12 protein-coding genes and 2 pseudogenes are annotated in these 15503 nt (G+C 63.2%); 9 read left to right on the top strand and 5 right to left on the bottom strand.

Features of this window, described 5'->3' with window-relative positions; translation table 11 throughout:
* The first annotated feature begins 211 nt into the window (after window positions 1-211).
* From DSC91_RS05190 to DSC91_RS05180, 3 genes are all read left to right on the top strand, one after another.
* A complete protein-coding gene (locus tag DSC91_RS05190) occupies window positions 212-955 on the top strand; it encodes a TetR/AcrR family transcriptional regulator (protein ID WP_115779699.1) in 744 nt (247 codons plus the stop codon).
* A 937-nt stretch (window positions 956-1892) separates the two neighbouring features.
* On the top strand, window positions 1893-2699 hold the full coding sequence (locus DSC91_RS05185; protein WP_115777136.1) for a DUF72 domain-containing protein: 807 nt from the start codon (window positions 1893-1895) through the stop codon (window positions 2697-2699).
* Window positions 2700-2813: 114 nt separating this feature from the next.
* The gene (locus DSC91_RS05180; protein WP_115777135.1) at window positions 2814-3932 is read left to right on the top strand and encodes a 3-deoxy-7-phosphoheptulonate synthase; all 1119 of its coding nucleotides are present in this window, start codon (window positions 2814-2816) and stop codon (window positions 3930-3932) included.
* A 286-nt stretch (window positions 3933-4218) separates the two neighbouring features.
* Here DSC91_RS05180 and DSC91_RS05175 read toward each other — a convergent pair whose 3' ends face one another.
* Window positions 4219-4497: an HU family DNA-binding protein gene (locus tag DSC91_RS05175; RefSeq protein ID WP_006049832.1), complete on the bottom strand. Its 279-nt coding sequence runs from the start codon at window positions 4495-4497 to the stop codon at window positions 4219-4221.
* A 730-nt stretch (window positions 4498-5227) separates the two neighbouring features.
* Here DSC91_RS05175 and DSC91_RS05170 point away from each other — a divergent pair.
* The gene (locus DSC91_RS05170) at window positions 5228-7195 is read left to right on the top strand and encodes a putative bifunctional diguanylate cyclase/phosphodiesterase (protein ID WP_115777134.1); all 1968 of its coding nucleotides are present in this window, start codon (window positions 5228-5230) and stop codon (window positions 7193-7195) included.
* Between the two features lie 87 nt (window positions 7196-7282).
* Here DSC91_RS05170 and DSC91_RS05165 read toward each other — a convergent pair whose 3' ends face one another.
* The gene (locus DSC91_RS05165; protein ID WP_115777133.1) at window positions 7283-8011 is read right to left on the bottom strand and encodes a DUF899 family protein; all 729 of its coding nucleotides are present in this window, start codon (window positions 8009-8011) and stop codon (window positions 7283-7285) included.
* A gap of 333 nt (window positions 8012-8344) precedes the next feature.
* Here DSC91_RS05165 and DSC91_RS05160 point away from each other — a divergent pair, with 333 nt between their 5' ends.
* Both DSC91_RS05160 and DSC91_RS05155 read left to right on the top strand, forming a co-directional pair.
* On the top strand, window positions 8345-9343 hold the full coding sequence (locus DSC91_RS05160; RefSeq protein ID WP_115777132.1) for a LysR substrate-binding domain-containing protein: 999 nt from the start codon (window positions 8345-8347) through the stop codon (window positions 9341-9343).
* Between the two features lie 109 nt (window positions 9344-9452).
* On the top strand, window positions 9453-10703 hold the full coding sequence (locus DSC91_RS05155) for an MFS transporter (protein ID WP_115777131.1): 1251 nt from the start codon (window positions 9453-9455) through the stop codon (window positions 10701-10703).
* Window positions 10704-10714: 11 nt separating this feature from the next.
* Here DSC91_RS05155 and DSC91_RS05150 read toward each other — a convergent pair.
* Window positions 10715-10867, bottom strand: a pseudogene (locus DSC91_RS05150) (peroxidase-related enzyme); the annotation flags it as partial.
* Between DSC91_RS05150 and DSC91_RS05145 the strand changes: the two are divergent.
* The 3 genes and pseudogenes from DSC91_RS05145 to DSC91_RS05135 all read left to right on the top strand — a co-directional run.
* Window positions 10868-10999, top strand: a pseudogene (locus tag DSC91_RS05145) (cytochrome P460); the annotation flags it as partial.
* Between the two features lie 56 nt (window positions 11000-11055).
* Complete coding sequence (locus DSC91_RS05140) at window positions 11056-11589, top strand: MarR family winged helix-turn-helix transcriptional regulator (protein WP_115777130.1); 534 nt, start codon at window positions 11056-11058, stop codon at window positions 11587-11589.
* A complete protein-coding gene (locus DSC91_RS05135; protein WP_115777129.1) occupies window positions 11586-12809 on the top strand; it encodes an MFS transporter in 1224 nt (407 codons plus the stop codon). The genes DSC91_RS05140 and DSC91_RS05135 overlap by 4 nt, the downstream gene beginning before the upstream one ends.
* Window positions 12810-12906: 97 nt before the next feature.
* On the opposite strand, the gene speB is transcribed toward DSC91_RS05135, so the two are convergent.
* Window positions 12907-13869: an agmatinase gene (gene speB / locus DSC91_RS05130; RefSeq protein WP_115777128.1), complete on the bottom strand. Its 963-nt coding sequence runs from the start codon at window positions 13867-13869 to the stop codon at window positions 12907-12909.
* A gap of 136 nt (window positions 13870-14005) precedes the next feature.
* A complete protein-coding gene (locus DSC91_RS05125; protein ID WP_115777127.1) occupies window positions 14006-15499 on the bottom strand; it encodes an aldehyde dehydrogenase in 1494 nt (497 codons plus the stop codon).
* Between the last annotated feature and the right edge of the window lie 4 nt (window positions 15500-15503).

Genomic DNA, 15503 nt, shown 5'->3' with positions numbered 1-15503 from the left:
CAGCGGACGGCGGCGGCCTTATGGGCTGCCTTCTCCACCCCGCATGAGGCGCGAAACGTTCAAGGCGCATTTCACGCCAGATTTACGTAAGCGTCAAGTAGTATTTTTGAGTATGACTCAGAAACTGATTGGCACGCTTCTGGAGCCGCTATACAGTGATGGGATCGGCGTCACCGAGGCAACTTGCCTCACAAATCTGAACTGGACTCATATGACGGTTGCCTTGAAGGCCGAGTTACCTGTTTCGCGTCGCCAGCCGGCCGGGCGCAAGTCGCAGCAGCGCGTGCGGGAGATATTGCAGGCGGGCCGCGACGTGTTCTCCGAGAAGGGTTACGAGCGCGCGACGACGGCTGAGATTGCGCAGCGCCTGGGCATTTCCGAGGCGACCGTGTTCAGTTATTTCCGCGGCAAGCGCGAGTTGTGCGCGCGGGTGATCGGCGACTGGTACGACGAGATCATTGAAGCGATCGAGTCCGGGTTGCCGCGTGACGGCAATGTGCGGCAGCAGTTTGCTTTCATTGTGCGCACGCATTTGCGGCTGATGCTGGTCAACGGCACTGACCTGTGTGCGTTGGTCTTGTCCGAGGGCCGGGCTCGGCATCATGAGTTGAGCGAGGCGCTGACCGAAATGCAGCGGCGGTATACGGCGCCGTTGATGCGGGTGTTGGCGCAGGGTCAGGAGACTGGGCAGATTCGGGCCGATATGCCGCTGAGGTTACTGCGCTCGATGGTGTTCGGGCCGATGGAGCATGTGCTGTGGGACGCCACGCTGGCGAACCGGCATATCGATATCGACGCTACCGCGGATCAGTTGATCGATGTGTTGTGGGCGGCGCTTATGCCGCCGGATTTGGCGGTGAGCGCTTTGCAGCAGTTCAGGGCCGAGGTGGCTGAGGCGAGCCGGCGGTTTGAGGCGGCGGCGCGGAATGTGGAAGGGGCGCCTGGCGGCGGATAGTGGTTTTGGTTTTTTTTGCCTGCGCGGCGCTTTTTTGTCTGTGGGCTTGTGGTTTTGGGCTTTCCTTGATCTGGGGTTTGGGTCCTGTGCTCGCGGTGTTGGCCTTTCCTTGAATTGTTTGTGGTCTATTAGCGTTCGCCCCTGTGCGGGGCAGGCACTTACTTCTCTTTGCCGCCGCAAAGAGAAGTAAGCAAGAGAAAGCGGCTCACACCGATCATGCTAAGCGGGCGCCATGGTTTGCACATGGTAGTGGTGCATCTGGAATCCGTGCCCTCGCACCTTCACGCGCCAGTGACAAAGGACTCATCAGCTCCCACTCCGCACTGCGTGCGTCGCGGACGGGGCTGCCAGGGAAACCAGTGGCTTCGTTTGAGTGCGGTGGGAGCCATCGGCTTCGCCTCGGCGAGGCGCCTCCGCATTCACCTGGCTCCCACTTCAATAATATGTCGGTGTACTGTAAATCCCGATCTCAGGCACAGGCATAGTTGCAGTTGCTATTCAGATCACAATCTCGATGGCGGTGGCAGTGCAATGACGAGCCACTGCACGATGGCGAAACGCGAGCATCAAAAAGTAGCGGGTGGTTTTAAGAAGTGCTCTTCGGCGCGCGCAGCGCCGCCGGAAGTATGACGCCCTTGTCACACGCACAGGCAGGGGCACGAACACAGATTCCAGATGCACCACTACCGGTTGCGAACCACGGTGCCCACTTAGCATTGGCGGTGTGAGCCGCTTTCTTTGCCTACTTTCTTTGCGGCGGCAAAGAAAGTAGGTGCCCGCCCCGCACAGGGGCGAACGCTAATAGACCACTAGCAATTCAAGAAAAGCCCAACACCATAAGCACACGTACAATAAGCGCCGCGCAGGCAAAAAAACCCCAACCAAAAATCCGCTAACCTACCCCTCCCGGCAAAGCCACCCAAAAGAGGCACAAAAAATGCCATCCCCGAAAACCGGCAAAATCCGAATCGGCATAGGCGGCTGGACCTATGCACCGTGGCGAGGCACGTTCTACCCTTCAACCCTCACGCAAAACCGCGAGCTCCAACACGCGAGTCAAAACCTCACATCGATAGAAATCAACGGCACCTTCTACGGCTTGCAGAAACCGGCAAGCTACGAAAAGTGGTATCAGGAGACCCCGGACGATTTCGTCTTCTCGCTCAAAGCCCCCCGCTACGCAACCAACAGAAAAGTCCTAGCGGACGCCCATGAAACCATCGAACGTTTCTTCGCCAGCGGCGTGCTGCTGCTAAAACAGAAGCTAGGCCCGATCAACTGGCAATTCGCGACCACCAAAAAGTTCGACCCGGAAGACTTCGAAGCCTTCCTGAAGCTGCTGCCCGCCAGCATCGAAGGCCAAAAACTACGGCACGCGGTCGAAGTCCGCAACGACTCGTTCAAGACCCCCGAATTCATCGCGCTAGCCAGAAAGTACAAAGTCGCCATCGTGCTCGCAGCCGACAGTGACTACCCGCAGATCGCCGACATCACCGCGCCATTCGTCTACGCCCGCATCATGGGCACAAGCGACAAGGAGGCCAAGGGCTATTCGACCCCCGCCCTCGGCGCCTGGGTCGAACGCGTCCGCCAGCTTGCCGCCGGCACGACACCGGACGACCTGGAAACCGCCGCCGCGGCCCCCGCAAAAACCACGGCGCGCGACGTCTACCTCTACATCATCAGCGGCTTCAAGGAACGCAATCCGGCCGCCGCCATGGCGCTGATCGAACGGCTCGCATAACGGTCATCCGGCCCGCACGCGCGAGTGTCATAATCCCGCCAGCGAACCAACGCATCGACACTCATCCGTTCAGGCGGTGAGACCACCCCAACATCCAAGGTCCGGGAGACTATTTTGAGCGCCATCGACAATCCTTTGCACGATCAGGAAGTCGGCTCGGCCGACGCCACCCAGGACACCACGCGCATCGACGACGTTCGTATCGGCGCGGTACGTCCGCTGATTTCCCCCGCCCTGCTGCAGGACGAATTGCCTGTGCCGCCGTCGGTACAGACGCTCGTCGAAAAGACCCGCACGGAAATCGCCGACATTCTGCACGACCGTGACGACCGTCTCGTGATGATCGTCGGCCCGTGTTCGATTCACGATCACGACCAGGCGATCGAATACGCCCGCAAGCTCAAGGTCGCGGCGCACACCTACAAGGACGATCTGCTGATCGTCATGCGCGTGTACTTCGAAAAACCGCGCACAACGGTTGGCTGGAAAGGCTATATCAACGACCCGCGTCTCGATGGCAGCTTCCGCATCAACGAGGGGCTGCGCCTCGCACGGCAACTGCTGCTCGACATCAACGGTCTCGGCCTGCCCACGGCCACCGAATTCCTCGATCTGCTGAGTCCTCAATACATCGCGGATCTGATCGCGTGGGGGGCGATCGGCGCGCGCACGACGGAGAGCCAGAGTCACCGGCAACTCGCGTCCGGGCTGAGCTGCCCGATCGGCTTCAAGAACGGCACGGACGGCGGCGTGCAGATCGCATCGGACGCGATCGTTGCGGCGCGCGCGAGTCATGCGTTCATGGGGATGACCAAGATGGGTATGGCGGCCATCTTCGAGACCCGTGGCAACGACGACGCGCACGTTATCCTGCGCGGCGGCAAGAAAGGTCCGAATTACGACAGTGCGTCCGTCGAGGCAACCTGCGCAGTGCTCAAATCGGCCGGTCTGCGTGAGCAGGTCATGGTCGACTGTTCGCATGCGAACTCAGGCAAATCGCATTTGCGTCAACTGGAGGTGGTGCAGGATCTGGCGCAGCAACTCTCGCAGCGCGAGCGCCGCATTATCGGCGTCATGCTCGAAAGTCATCTGGAAGAGGGCCGTCAGGATCTGAAAGCCGGTGTGCCGCTGCGTTACGGCGTATCGATTACGGACGCCTGCGTAAGCTGGGCGCAAACCGAACCGGTGCTCGACACGCTGGCCGAAGCAACCCGGAAACGACGCGCGGGCTGAACCCGCCAACGCCGCCTGCACGCTCTCGCGCAACCAGCAACCGTAGCCAACGGCCGGCAGGCGAGCGTGCATGAGACAAAACCAGAAGCAAACAACGGCGGTGTCAGCACCAACCTGGCGCCAACCTGACGCCAATCCGGCACCAACGCACACCACACGCGCCGCGCCAACCGCGGATTCAACACCCTCACCGGGGTTGGGCGGCGCGTGATACCTCACGCCCGATGCATCGATCGCCGCGCGCGACAGCAGCGCGCGTGGATGCTCCGGCGCGAGGCGCGTTGCATTACGACGCGTTGACGGCTTCCTTGAATGCCTTGCCGGCGGTGAACTTCACCGTCTTGGCTGCCGCGATCTGGATCTCGGCACCGGTCGACGGATTGCGGCCAACGCGTGCTGCGCGCGCGCCGGTCGAGAAAGAACCGAAACCGACCAGTTGCACCGTATCGCCACCCACCACGGCTTTGGTCACCGCTTCGACGATAGCGTCGATGGTTTGGCCGGTGGCCGCTTTGCTTTCGCCCGTCGCTGCGGCGACTGCATCAATCAGTTCCTGTTTGTTCATAGCACTTCCCGTATGGTAATCATGGAACCGGCGCCACATCTGTTGCGCCGGGACCGACACACTAACGCATAGGCGCATATTCGCGCAAACGTTGGATGTAAGCCTTGTATCGCCCGCCCAGCGGCAATTTGACGTTTTTTTGTCGCAAAGTGCCATAAGAATCGCGAGCTTACCCATTTCTCCCGCTTTACGGCTCTCCGCGGCGTATCACAATCCGTTGCAATTTCAGTGATTTAGCGGCGGCAAAGCGGCTGCAGCCATGCTCTTTCACTATGTTATGGCGGTTTGGAAAGGTTCGGCATTCCACTCCGCGCCGTGCCCGGCATTTAAGAATCCAGTAAGAATAAAACAATGAAAATTCGCGATATTGCAACATGCGAGACGCCAGCCGCAGGGACTTGCGCGGCCGCGGCGGCCGGCAAAATCGCCTGAACGACGTCGTTCGGCGCTGCGCCGTGGCGCAAAAATCACGCAGGACCCGCTAGCGGCGCTGCCTTCGCCGTTGGAAAACAAGGACGTCATAACCGCGCTTGACGCTTCCAGACCGCGAATTGACGAACCTCGCGCAAGCGGGCGCGGCACAAATGACGCATCGCCGACGATCTCGCAGGGCGGATTTACCGCTCGTTCGACACGCCTGCTTTATTTCCACTGATAATTCCCTCAAGGTCTCACCGGCGTTGCCGTTATACCAAGCTGCGTGTGCGGCGCAAACGTTACAAGGACGGGAATGGTTCGGTTAGCCAAATTAAGGGAAGCGCTGTCTGTCGCGGAAGGCGACCCGGAACTCGTGCGCTCGCAACTCCAGGCATTCGGCCGCCAGATACCGTTGCTCTATTTCATCCTGATCGTCAACACGATGGCCGTGGCTGTCACGCATCTGGGATCGGCGCCGGCATGGTTGTCCCTCTACTTGCCGGGCGCGCTCTGCACGCTGTGCGTCATTCGTTGCATGTGCTGGTGGCGCATCCGGCACCGGGTTCTGACGCACGACAAGGCCGTGCCCGAGCTGCGCAAGGTAATCTGGCTCGCGAGCATCTTCGCCGTTGCCTTCAGCAGCTGGTCACTCTTACTGTTTCCCTATGGCTCGGCCTATGAGCAGGCCCAGGTCGCGTTTTACATGGCGACGACGCTGGTCGGTTGCGTGTTCTGCCTGATGCATCTGCGGGCGGCGGCGCTGCTGCTTCTGTCGATCGTCATCCTAAGCTTTTCGACGTATCTGGTTTTCACGCGTTCGTCTGTTTTCATCGCGATGGCCATCGACATGACGCTGGTCGGTGTCGCGCTCGCCTTCATCATCGAACTGTATTACCGGACGTTTGCCGGCGTCGTGCATGCGCAGCGCGAATTGCAGGTGAGCCAGCAGAAAACGCAAAGACTCAGCGACGACAACTTCAGGCTCGCGAGCATCGACAGCCTGACCGACCTGCCCAACCGGCGAAGCTTCTTTGCCTCGCTGCGCGCGCTATCGGAACAGACGCCCGGCGCCGGCGGCGGCTTCAATGTCGGGTTGATCGACCTCGACGGCTTCAAACAGGTCAACGATATCTACGGACACGCGAGCGGCGACCTCGTGCTGCAGGAAGTCGGCGTGCGGCTGCTGGCGCTCGCCGAGCCCGGCATCTTCTTCGCGCGCCTGGGGGGCGACGAATTCGGCGTGCTGGCGCAGCACAAACTGGCAAACGAGACGCTCATCGAGTTGGGCGAGCGTATCTGCGAAGCGCTCAGCCAGCCCTACCGGGTGGCCGGCAATGTCGCCGAGCTGACCGGCACGATCGGCTGGGCCGCCTTTCCGGAAGCCGGCACGACAGTCCAGCAGGTGTTCGAACGCGCCGACGCCGCCTTGTACGTCGGCAAGGAAGGCCGCCGCGGCACGCCGGTGATCTTCTCGACGGAACATGAGACGCGGATCCGGCGCTCGAGTCTCGTCGCGCAGGAACTCCGCCATGCGGACCTCGAGTCCGAACTGTTCCTCGAGTTTCAACCGATTTACGATGTGCTCACGCAACGCACCATCGGCATGGAGGCGCTCGGGCGCTGGCACAACGAGCGGCTGGGCGCAGTCAGGCCGGAGGAATTCATTCGGATTGCCGAGCGTACCGACCTGATACTGCGCGTCACTGAAGTGCTGCTGCGCAAGGCGCTCGAGGAAGTATCGCGCTGGCCGTCCGATCTCTATCTGTCGTTCAATCTCTCCGCAGTCGACATTTCGACTTCGGCGCGCGCTCGCCGCCTGGTCGATATCGTGCTGGGCAGCGGCATGCCCGCGCATCGCGTGAACTTCGAAATCACGGAAACCGCGGTCACGCGCGATTTCGAACAGGCTCACAGTTCGCTCACGATGATCAAGCAAGCCGGCTGCCGTGTCTCGCTCGACGATTTCGGCACGGGTTATTCGAGCCTCAGCTATGTGCATCGCCTGCCCTTCGATACGATCAAGATCGACCGCAGCTTCATGACCGACGTGGATTCCAACAGCGCATCGAAGAAGATCGTCAAGTCGGTGCTCGATCTGTGCAGAAACCTCGGACTCGAATGCATCGTGGAAGGACTCGAAACGTCATCGCAAGCCGACGCCGTCAAGGCGCTGGGCGCCCGTGCGCTACAGGGCTATCTGTTCGGCAGACCGATGCGGGCCAGCGCCGTCCCGGCCTACCTGCAGACGGCGCTCGGAGAGGGATACGTCGTCGAGACGTAAGCGTAGGCGCCCCTCCCCCGCCTCCCGCGAATCGGCGCGACAGGTACAAGGCATGCGAACAACGCACGCGTGCTTCACACCGCACGGCTAACGCGGCACCGTGTCGTATTCCAGCTTCGGATACCAGTCGGTGCCGCGACCGCCGGGCGTCATATCGAGCACCGTCCAGATCGGCATCACATCGGGTGCGCCGCGCGGGTCCTGACCCGGGTCCGCAGTCGACGGCCCCATTTCCTCGGCCCAGAAGTGCCGCACCGTATCGCCTGAGCGCGTGAACACGTTGAAGGCCGGATGATCGTCGCCATCCGGATCTTCAGCGGCGTAGTCGCGGTTGAAGGTGTTGCCGCCCGACGAATACAGCCGAAGATGCCGCCAGCCGCGCTCTTTCTTGAACGCCACCAGCTTGTCGATCGACGAACGGCCGATCACGGCAAAGGCCACGCGTTGCAATATGTCGGGCATTTCACCGTCGTAAGCGCTCAGGAGCGAGGTGCACATCGGACAGGGCCGCGCGCGCTGCGGGCCGAACATCCAGTTGTAGGTGACGAGGGTGTCATGCGCGCCGAACATTTCCGACAGCGTCACCGGGCCCGCTTCGCCCTCGAAGCGATAGTCCTGCGGCACGACGCCGCCGGGCGGCAGCATGCGGCGCTGCGCGGCCACGCGTTCGATATGACGGCGCAACTCGATTTCCTCGGCCAGCAGATCGTTGCGCGCGCTGCGATATGCCGCGCTCTCGCCTGGAAACCGGCTAGGCGAGTCGGCGAGCAGCCGGGCCGGTTTCAACGTTTGTGCGAACGGGTCTACGTCAGTCATCAGCCACCTCCTGTTGCGGTAACAAGGATTAAGGGCGTGATAGCGGCACGGCGCAACCGTGAGCGTATTTTTTTGCCCCATATAGCCACGACGAACGGCGTGCCGGCAAATCGACAACGCCGGTGAATTATTTTGCGCTCCGTACGCAGTGAAATTCGCGCGTTTCCGTTCGACATGCGGACAAGACGTGGACCATCAGTGGACCACCCACGACCAACCCGCGGAAGACAATCGGAACCGCATTGCAAGGTATCCTTTCCCGAAACAGCATGCGCGCGCCGGCGCGCTATTGCACCGTCACGGCGCCCGCCGCGCCGCCCTTGAGGATGCACCATGCCGCTTCGTCTGCCACCGCTGCCCGCGCTTCGTTTTTTCGAAGCCGCCGGCAGGCATCAGAGTTTCAAGCTCGCCGCCGCGGAACTGAACGTCACGCCGAGCGCGATTAGCCACGGCATTGTCGGCCTCGAGCAGTCGCTCGGCGTCGAACTGTTCGTGCGCGAGCCGCGCGGAATTTCGCTTACGGCAGCGGGCGCCGATTATCTGTCGTACGTATCCGAAGCGTTTTCGCTGATCGCGATCGGCACGCAGCGCCTGCCCAATCACCGCGCGAATCGCCCGATCGCGCTGAGTTGCGCGCCCACGCTCGCCTCGCGCTGGCTGCTGCCGCGCCTCGCCGCCTTTCGCGCGCGCTGGCCGGACGCGAACGTCACCGTCGATACGTCGCACCGTCACGTCGGCTTTCCCGTCGACGGCTTCGATTTCGCCATTCGCCTGAGCCGTGCACCGGTCGCCGGGACCGCGTGGACGCGTCTGTTCGGCGAACGCCTGGTGCCGGTGTGCAGCCCCGCGTACCTGGCCAACCTGCGCGACGCGCACGGCGGCATCGATCTGCGGCGCGCGACGCTCATTCACGTGAACTCGGCCAGCGAGGACTGGCAGGCGTGGCTCGACGGGGTCGCCTTAGACGGGGTCGCCTTAGACGGGGTCGCCTTAGACGGAGTCGCCAAGGACGGAACCGCCATCGACCTGAACGACGGATTGCGCGTCGACACGATCCAGCTGGCGTTCGAAGCCGCGAGCATGGGCCTCGGCGTCGCGCTCGGCAGGCGGCCGCTGGTGGATTGCGATCTCGCGAGCGGCGCGCTCGTCGAAGCCTGCCCCCAAACGATCGCCTCCTCCACCGCGTACTGGCTGGTGAGCGCCCCCAATACGGATAGCGCGGAGAATCGCCCGGAACTGTTCGACTTCAAACGGTGGCTGCTCAGCGAGGCTGAGCCCTTCGCCAGGCCATCCGATGTAGCCGACGCGGGATCGCATCGCGCCGGCCACTGAGCCCGGCACTCCTTCTGAACAGGTGAGCCCCACTCACCTGTCGTCAAAAACTTATCTTTTGCCGCTTCTGACGCTCGCTGCGACCATGGTGTCCAAGGAGATCAGAACCATGTCCACCGCCAATCGCCAACGCTTCGCCTTGCCGTTCCGTCAAACGACGCTCGTGATCATCGCCGGCGCGCTGATTCTGAGCGCCGCCATGGGCATCCGGCAGACCTTCGGCCTCTTCATCGGGCCGTTCTCGTTCGACCGCGGCCTGCCCGTCACGTTGATCGCTTTCGCCATCGCGCTGCACAACCTGGTGTGGGGTTTCGCGCAACCGTTCGCGGGCGCGGCGGCGGACCGCTATGGCTCGGCGCCGGTGGTCGCGTTCGGCGCGACGACTTTCGCGGCAGGTCTGGGCGTCGCGGCGGTCGCGCCGTCCGGCCCGCTGCTGATCGTCGGCATGGGTCTGCTGGTCGGCATCGGTGTGAGTTGCACGACCTTCGGCGTGGTGTTGCCGGCGGTCGGCCGCATCGCTTCGCCGGAAAAGCGCAGCATGGCGATGGGTCTCGTTAGCGCAGGCGGCTCGGCCGGACAGGTGTTGATGGTCCCGCTCGTGCAGGGCATTCGACTCAGCTCGGGCATCGCCACGTCGCTCTTCGCCCTGGCCTTCCTGATGTTGCTGATCGCGCCGCTCGGCATGGTGCTGGACCGGCGCGCGAGTGTCGGCATGCAGGTCCCGGCGGCGCCCGCCGAGCCGCTTCGCAAGGTCTTCGCCCAGGCGGCCCGGCATCGCGGCTATCGACTCCTGACGCTCGGCTTCTTCACGTGTGGCTTTCAACTCGCGTTCATCGCGACCCATCTGCCTGAATATCTGACGCTCTGCCATATGCCCGTCGGCCTGGGTGCTACCGCGCTCGCGCTGATCGGCCTGTTCAACATGGCGGGCAGTTGGGGATGCGGCTGGCTGGGCGGCCGGTTCCGGCAGCACCATGTGCTCGGCTGGCTTTACCTCGTTCGAAGCGCGACGATCGGCGCCTTCTTCCTGCTGCCGAAGAGCCCGGCTTCAGTCGTCATCTTCGCGGCGGTAATGGGGTTGACCTGGCTCGGGACCGTGCCGCTGACGAGCGGACTCGTGGCGAAAGTGTTCGGCACGAGGCATCTCGGCAGCCTTTTTGGCGTGTGCTTCCTGAGCCACCAGATCGGCTCGTTTCTCGGCGCATGGCTAGGCGGCCTCGTGTTCGACCTGACCGGATCGTATTCGCTGCTGTGGGAAGCCACGGTCGCAGCCGGACTCATCGCCGCGATGCTGCACTTCCCGATCGACGACCAGGCCGTCAGCACGCCCGCCATCCGCTCCGAACCGGCGGGTGCGTGAGGGTTCGGGGGCTATTGCCGCGGTGCGTCCGGCGCTGCTTTCGGCACGCGCCCCATCAGATAGAACTCGTCGTTCGGGCGCATTGAAACGACGTTGGCCATCCGGTTCGGCAAACCGAAAAATGCGGTGATGGCCGCGATGTCCCACACGTCCTCGTCTGAAAACTGGATCTCGATTCGCCCACGCCGCGGCATCCCGGGTTGCTGAAGCGGCCGATTGTCGTCTACTGCGTCTGTCCCAACGAAGCGACGGCCAAACGGATCGCCGATCATCTGCCTCAAAAACCGCTTGCGCATTGCCCCTAATGTGTGCACTATGCATATATGCACGTTGCACACATTGAGATGCCACCATGACGCAGCGCACGGAAAACCTGCTTGGCGTGCTCGCCCTGCTGATCACGGACGAGATGAACGCGCAACCTGCCGTGGCCGCGCTCGCGGGTCCCACTGCCCGCGCCATGCTCAACGCGGTCGGTCAATATCCCGATTCATCCATTGAAGTATTGCGCGAGGCGGTCGATCTTTCGCATCCGGCCGCCGTGCGCGCCGTGGCGGGTCTGGTGGAAGCGGGTCTCGTCGAAAAGAAATCCGGCGCCGATAAACGTTCCGTCGCGCTCGCCCTGACCGCTTCCGGCAAGCGTGAAGCCAAACGCCTGCAAACGGCACGCGACAGGATGCTGCAACGCATCGTCGGGCAACTCGACGAACCCGAGCGCGAGGTGCTCGAAAGCCTGTTGATCAAGATCCTGTGGAACGAAACCCGCGATCCGGCGCACGCCATGCAACTGTGCCGCCTTTGCGACGACGGTCCCTGCCTGAAAGCCGGCTGCCCGGTCGAATGCCGCGAACAGGGTCTGCCGATGCCCGCGCGGAGCGGCGCATGAATCCCGCCGCGCCGGTGCGCTGGCCGGCAATCGCCGCATTGACCGCGGTCTCGGCGCTCTCGCAGATCGGCCAGTTCGGCATCGGCTTCATGGTGCTGCCGGTGTGGCTGGCGCAGCGCGGTCTCGACGCACCGCGCGCCGGCCTGTTCTCCGCTTCGCAATGGAGCGGCATGCTGGCCGGCCTGTTGATCGCGCCGTGGCTGGTGGAACGGATCGGGGCGAAGCGCACGGTATCGCTCGGCCTCGCCGCCACGGTTGTGGCATTCGCGACGATGCATGCGTTGTGGTGGCCGCTGTGGCTCATGCCCGGCCTGCTGACCGGACTCGGCATCGGTTTGCGCTGGATCGCCAATGAAACGTGGCTCTACCGGCTTGTGCCGGCTGAGTCGAGCGGACGTGTGGTGGGCGTGCATGAAGCGCTGATTGCCACCGCCGGCGTCATCGGGCCGGCATTGGCGGCGTGGTGCGCGGTCGACGGACGCATCACGTTCGCGGCCGGTGCGGCCTTCACGTTCGCGGCGGCCCTTCCGCTGTGGCTGACTGCGTCGGACGATAAGCGGCCCGCGGTTAAATCGGCACGGCCCGCGCGTACTGCCAACATCGGGAAAAGCGCTCCGATCGGCCCTATTGGCCCGATCGGCCCGATCGGCCCATTAGTCAGCCTCGGCATGGTGGTCGTCGCGGCAGGCGGCATCGGCGATGGCGCGCTCTATGGGCTCTTCCCGCTCTTTGCCGATGCCCACGGCCTCAGCACCACGCAAACGGCCACGCTGCTCACGCTATTCGGTGCCGGCGGCATGGCGCTGCAATTTCCGGTCGGCTGGTTTGCCGATCGCGTGGGTCTGGCCGCCACGGTGATCGTCTGCGCCGCGCTCAGCACGCTGGCGATCTGCGGCTTCGCACTCGCCCCGCCCGCCTCGTGGCTCGCCGGCGCGAGCGCATTGCTGCTCGGCGGCATGAACAGCGCGTACATCACACTCGGCATGGTCGCGGCGGCATGCAGCGAGAAGGCCGCACTCACGCGCAACATGCGGCTGGTGTCGCTCACCTTCACCGCAAGTTCGATCGTGGGGCCGCTCATCGCCGGTTTCGCCATGAAAGCACGCGGCAGCGACATGCTGATGTGGCAACTGGCGATCATGAGCGGCGCGCTCGTTGCCTACACGCTGGGCTTGCGCGAAGGCCGGCGTCAGCCCGATCGATCGTCGTCGATGGGCTGAGCCTGGACTGTGCGGCTTGTGTGCCGCTTATGTGCCGCTTATGTGCCGCTTATGTGCCGGTCGTGTGCCGCTTGTGTTTCAGGACGGCGGAATGGGCCTAGCGTTCGGCCACTTTCCGCTGCCGCCAAAGGCACAACAGATCGCACGCGATATGCGCGGCGGCAATCGCCGTGATCTCGCTCTGGTCATAAGCGGGCGCCACTTCCACCACATCCGCGCCCACCAGGTTCAGCGCGCCGAGCCCACGCACGATAGCCAGCCCCTGCGCCGACGACAGACCGCCCGCCACCGGCGTACCCGTGCCCGGCGCGAATGCCGGATCGAGACAGTCGATATCGAAGGTCAGATACGCGGGCCGCTCGCCGACGATCGACGCGATCCGCTCCACCGCCGCCCGCGCGCCATGATCGTGAACCCATGCGGCGTCGAGGATGTTGATCCCCATGAAATCGTCATTCCAGGTGCGGATGCCGACCTGCACCGAAGTCTTGGGATCGATCAAGCCGTCTTTCACCGCCTTGTAGAACATCGAGCCGTGATTCAGGCTGTCCGGGCTGTCGTCGGCCCAGGTATCGCAGTGGGCGTCGAAATGGATCAGCGAAAGCGGCTTGCCGTACTTCTCCGCATGCGCGATCAGCAGCGGATAGGTGATGTAGTGATCGCCGCCGAGGGTCAGCATTTTCGCGTCCGAACGCAGGATCGTGCGTGCATGCTCGACGATCGATTCCTTGATCGTCATGGGGTTGTGCGCGTCGAACCAGCAGTCGCCGTAATCGGTCACGGCGAGATCGTCGAACGGATTGAAGCCCCACGGATACGGATGCAGCTCCGACAACTGCACGCTCGCCGCGCGCACCGCCGCCGGGCCGAGACGCGCGCCCGAACGGAAGGTGGTGGCCAGATCGAGCGGCACGCCGGAGACCACGACGTCGACGCCGTCGAGTTCACGGGTGTACTTGCGGCGCATGAACGACAACACACCCGCATAGGTGTTTTCGATCGACGAGCCATAAAGCGACGGACGACGGATCGCACCGTCGCCATAGATGAGTTCAGTCATGGATGACCTGATACCTGATAAACATGCCGGCGTTGCACGCGGGGCTTCCAGGTGATGCGTGCGACGTCCGGCCTCGGATTCATTGGGAACGCGGCAGTGCCTTTTCAAGCGCGCTGCCGCGCTGGCTTGGCGAACTTTAGCGCAGCCGCACCAGCGTGGACTTCAGCTCGGTGTACTTCTCCAGCGCGTGCAACGACTTGTCGCGGCCGTTGCCCGATTGCTTGTAACCGCCGAACGGGAAATTCATGTCGCCGCCTTCGTCGTAGCAATTGACCCAAACCGTACCGGCACGCAGCTTGCGCGACACTTCATGCGCGGTGGTGAGGTTCGAGGTCCAGACGGCGGCGGCGAGACCGTATTCGCTGTCATTAGCGATCCTGACCGCTTCTTCAACCGTATCGAACGTAATCACCGACAGGACCGGCCCGAAGATTTCCTCGCGCGCAACCTTCGCGCCGGCAGCCGGAATCTCGAAGATGGTCGGCTCGATATAGAAGCCGCCTGTTTCCTGCTTGACGCGCGACCCGCCTAACAGCAGCTTCGCTTCGGCGCGGCCCGCTTCGATATAACCGAGCACGCGTTCGAGCTGCACGTTGTCGACGATCGCGCCCATCGAGGTTTGCGGATCGAGCGGATTGCCCGGTGTATAGCTGCGCGCGGCGGCAATCAGCTTGTCGAGGAACACGTCCTTGATGTCTTTATGCACGAGCAGGCGTGAACCGGCGGTACACATTTCGCCCATGTTGTAGAAGATCGCGCCGGCCGCCGCGTTCGCCGCACGGTCGAGATCGGGGCAATCCGGCATCACGATGTTCGGCGACTTGCCGCCGAGTTCGAGCCAGACGCGCTTCAAATTCGATTGACCGGCGTATTGCATGATCAGCTTGCCGACGTTGGTCGAGCCGGTGAAGGCTAGACAGTCCACGTCCTGATGCAACGCCAGCAGCTTGCCCGGTTCACCCGCGCCCGGCACCACGTTGAACACGCCGGCGGGGATGCCCGCGTCCAGCGCGAGTTGCGCGAGGCGGATCGCGGTGAGCGGTGACTTCTCCGAAGGCTTCAAAACCACGCTGTTACCCGCCGCCAAAGCCGGGCCGAATTTCCACGACGCCATCAGGATCGGGAAATTCCACGGCACGACGGCCGCCACCACACCGATCGGCTCGCGCGTGACGAGACCCACCAGATGATGATCGGCAGGCGCGACTTCACCGCCAACTTTGTCGATCGCTTCAGCGAACCACTCGACGCAATAGGCCGCGCCCGGCACGTCCACCGAGGTGGTGTCGGCGATCGGCTTGCCGGCGTCCAGCGTTTCGAGCAGCGCGAGTTCGTCCATATGCTCGCGGATCGACGCGGCCCAGCGCAGGAGAATCGCCTTGCGCTTGCGCGGATTGAGGCCGGACCACGCGCCGGAATCGAACGCGCGGCGTGCGGCTGCCACGGCGGCGTCGACCTCCGCCGCGCCACTGTCGGCAACCTTGGCGAGCAGCTTGCCGTCGATCGGGCTCAGGCAGTCGAACGTGCGGCCGCCTGCGGCGTCACGGTACTCGCCGTCGATAAACGCGCGACCTTCGATCGAAAGCGTAGCGGCTTTGTCTTGCCAGAATGCGAGAGATTTCTTGTCCATCAGG

Origin of the sequence: Paraburkholderia caffeinilytica (assembly GCF_003368325.1) — a bacterium.
Lineage (GTDB): Bacteria > Pseudomonadota > Gammaproteobacteria > Burkholderiales > Burkholderiaceae > Paraburkholderia > Paraburkholderia caffeinilytica.
The sequence above is the reverse complement of the archived record's forward strand: the minus strand, read 5'-3'. Positions and strand labels throughout refer to the sequence as shown.

Excerpts from the sequence above, each read along its gene's own strand:
- DSC91_RS05175 (WP_006049832.1), bottom strand. The coding sequence starts at position 4,497 with ATGAACAAACAGGAACTGATTGATGCAGTCGCCGCAGCGACGGGCGAA.
- speB (WP_115777128.1), bottom strand. The coding sequence starts at position 13,869 with ATGACTGAACTCATCTATGGCGACGGTGCGATCCGTCGTCCGTCGCTT.
- DSC91_RS05125 (WP_115777127.1), bottom strand. The coding sequence starts at position 15,499 with ATGGACAAGAAATCTCTCGCATTCTGGCAAGACAAAGCCGCTACGCTT.
- DSC91_RS05155 (WP_115777131.1), top strand. The coding sequence starts at position 9,453 with ATGTCCACCGCCAATCGCCAACGCTTCGCCTTGCCGTTCCGTCAAACG.
- DSC91_RS05185 (WP_115777136.1), top strand. The coding sequence starts at position 1,893 with ATGCCATCCCCGAAAACCGGCAAAATCCGAATCGGCATAGGCGGCTGG.
- DSC91_RS05140 (WP_115777130.1), top strand. The coding sequence starts at position 11,056 with ATGACGCAGCGCACGGAAAACCTGCTTGGCGTGCTCGCCCTGCTGATC.
- DSC91_RS05170 (WP_115777134.1), top strand. The coding sequence starts at position 5,228 with ATGGTTCGGTTAGCCAAATTAAGGGAAGCGCTGTCTGTCGCGGAAGGC.
- DSC91_RS05135 (WP_115777129.1), top strand. The coding sequence starts at position 11,586 with ATGAATCCCGCCGCGCCGGTGCGCTGGCCGGCAATCGCCGCATTGACC.
- DSC91_RS05165 (WP_115777133.1), bottom strand. The coding sequence starts at position 8,011 with ATGACTGACGTAGACCCGTTCGCACAAACGTTGAAACCGGCCCGGCTG.
- DSC91_RS05190 (WP_115779699.1), top strand. The coding sequence starts at position 212 with ATGACGGTTGCCTTGAAGGCCGAGTTACCTGTTTCGCGTCGCCAGCCG.
- DSC91_RS05160 (WP_115777132.1), top strand. The coding sequence starts at position 8,345 with ATGCCGCTTCGTCTGCCACCGCTGCCCGCGCTTCGTTTTTTCGAAGCC.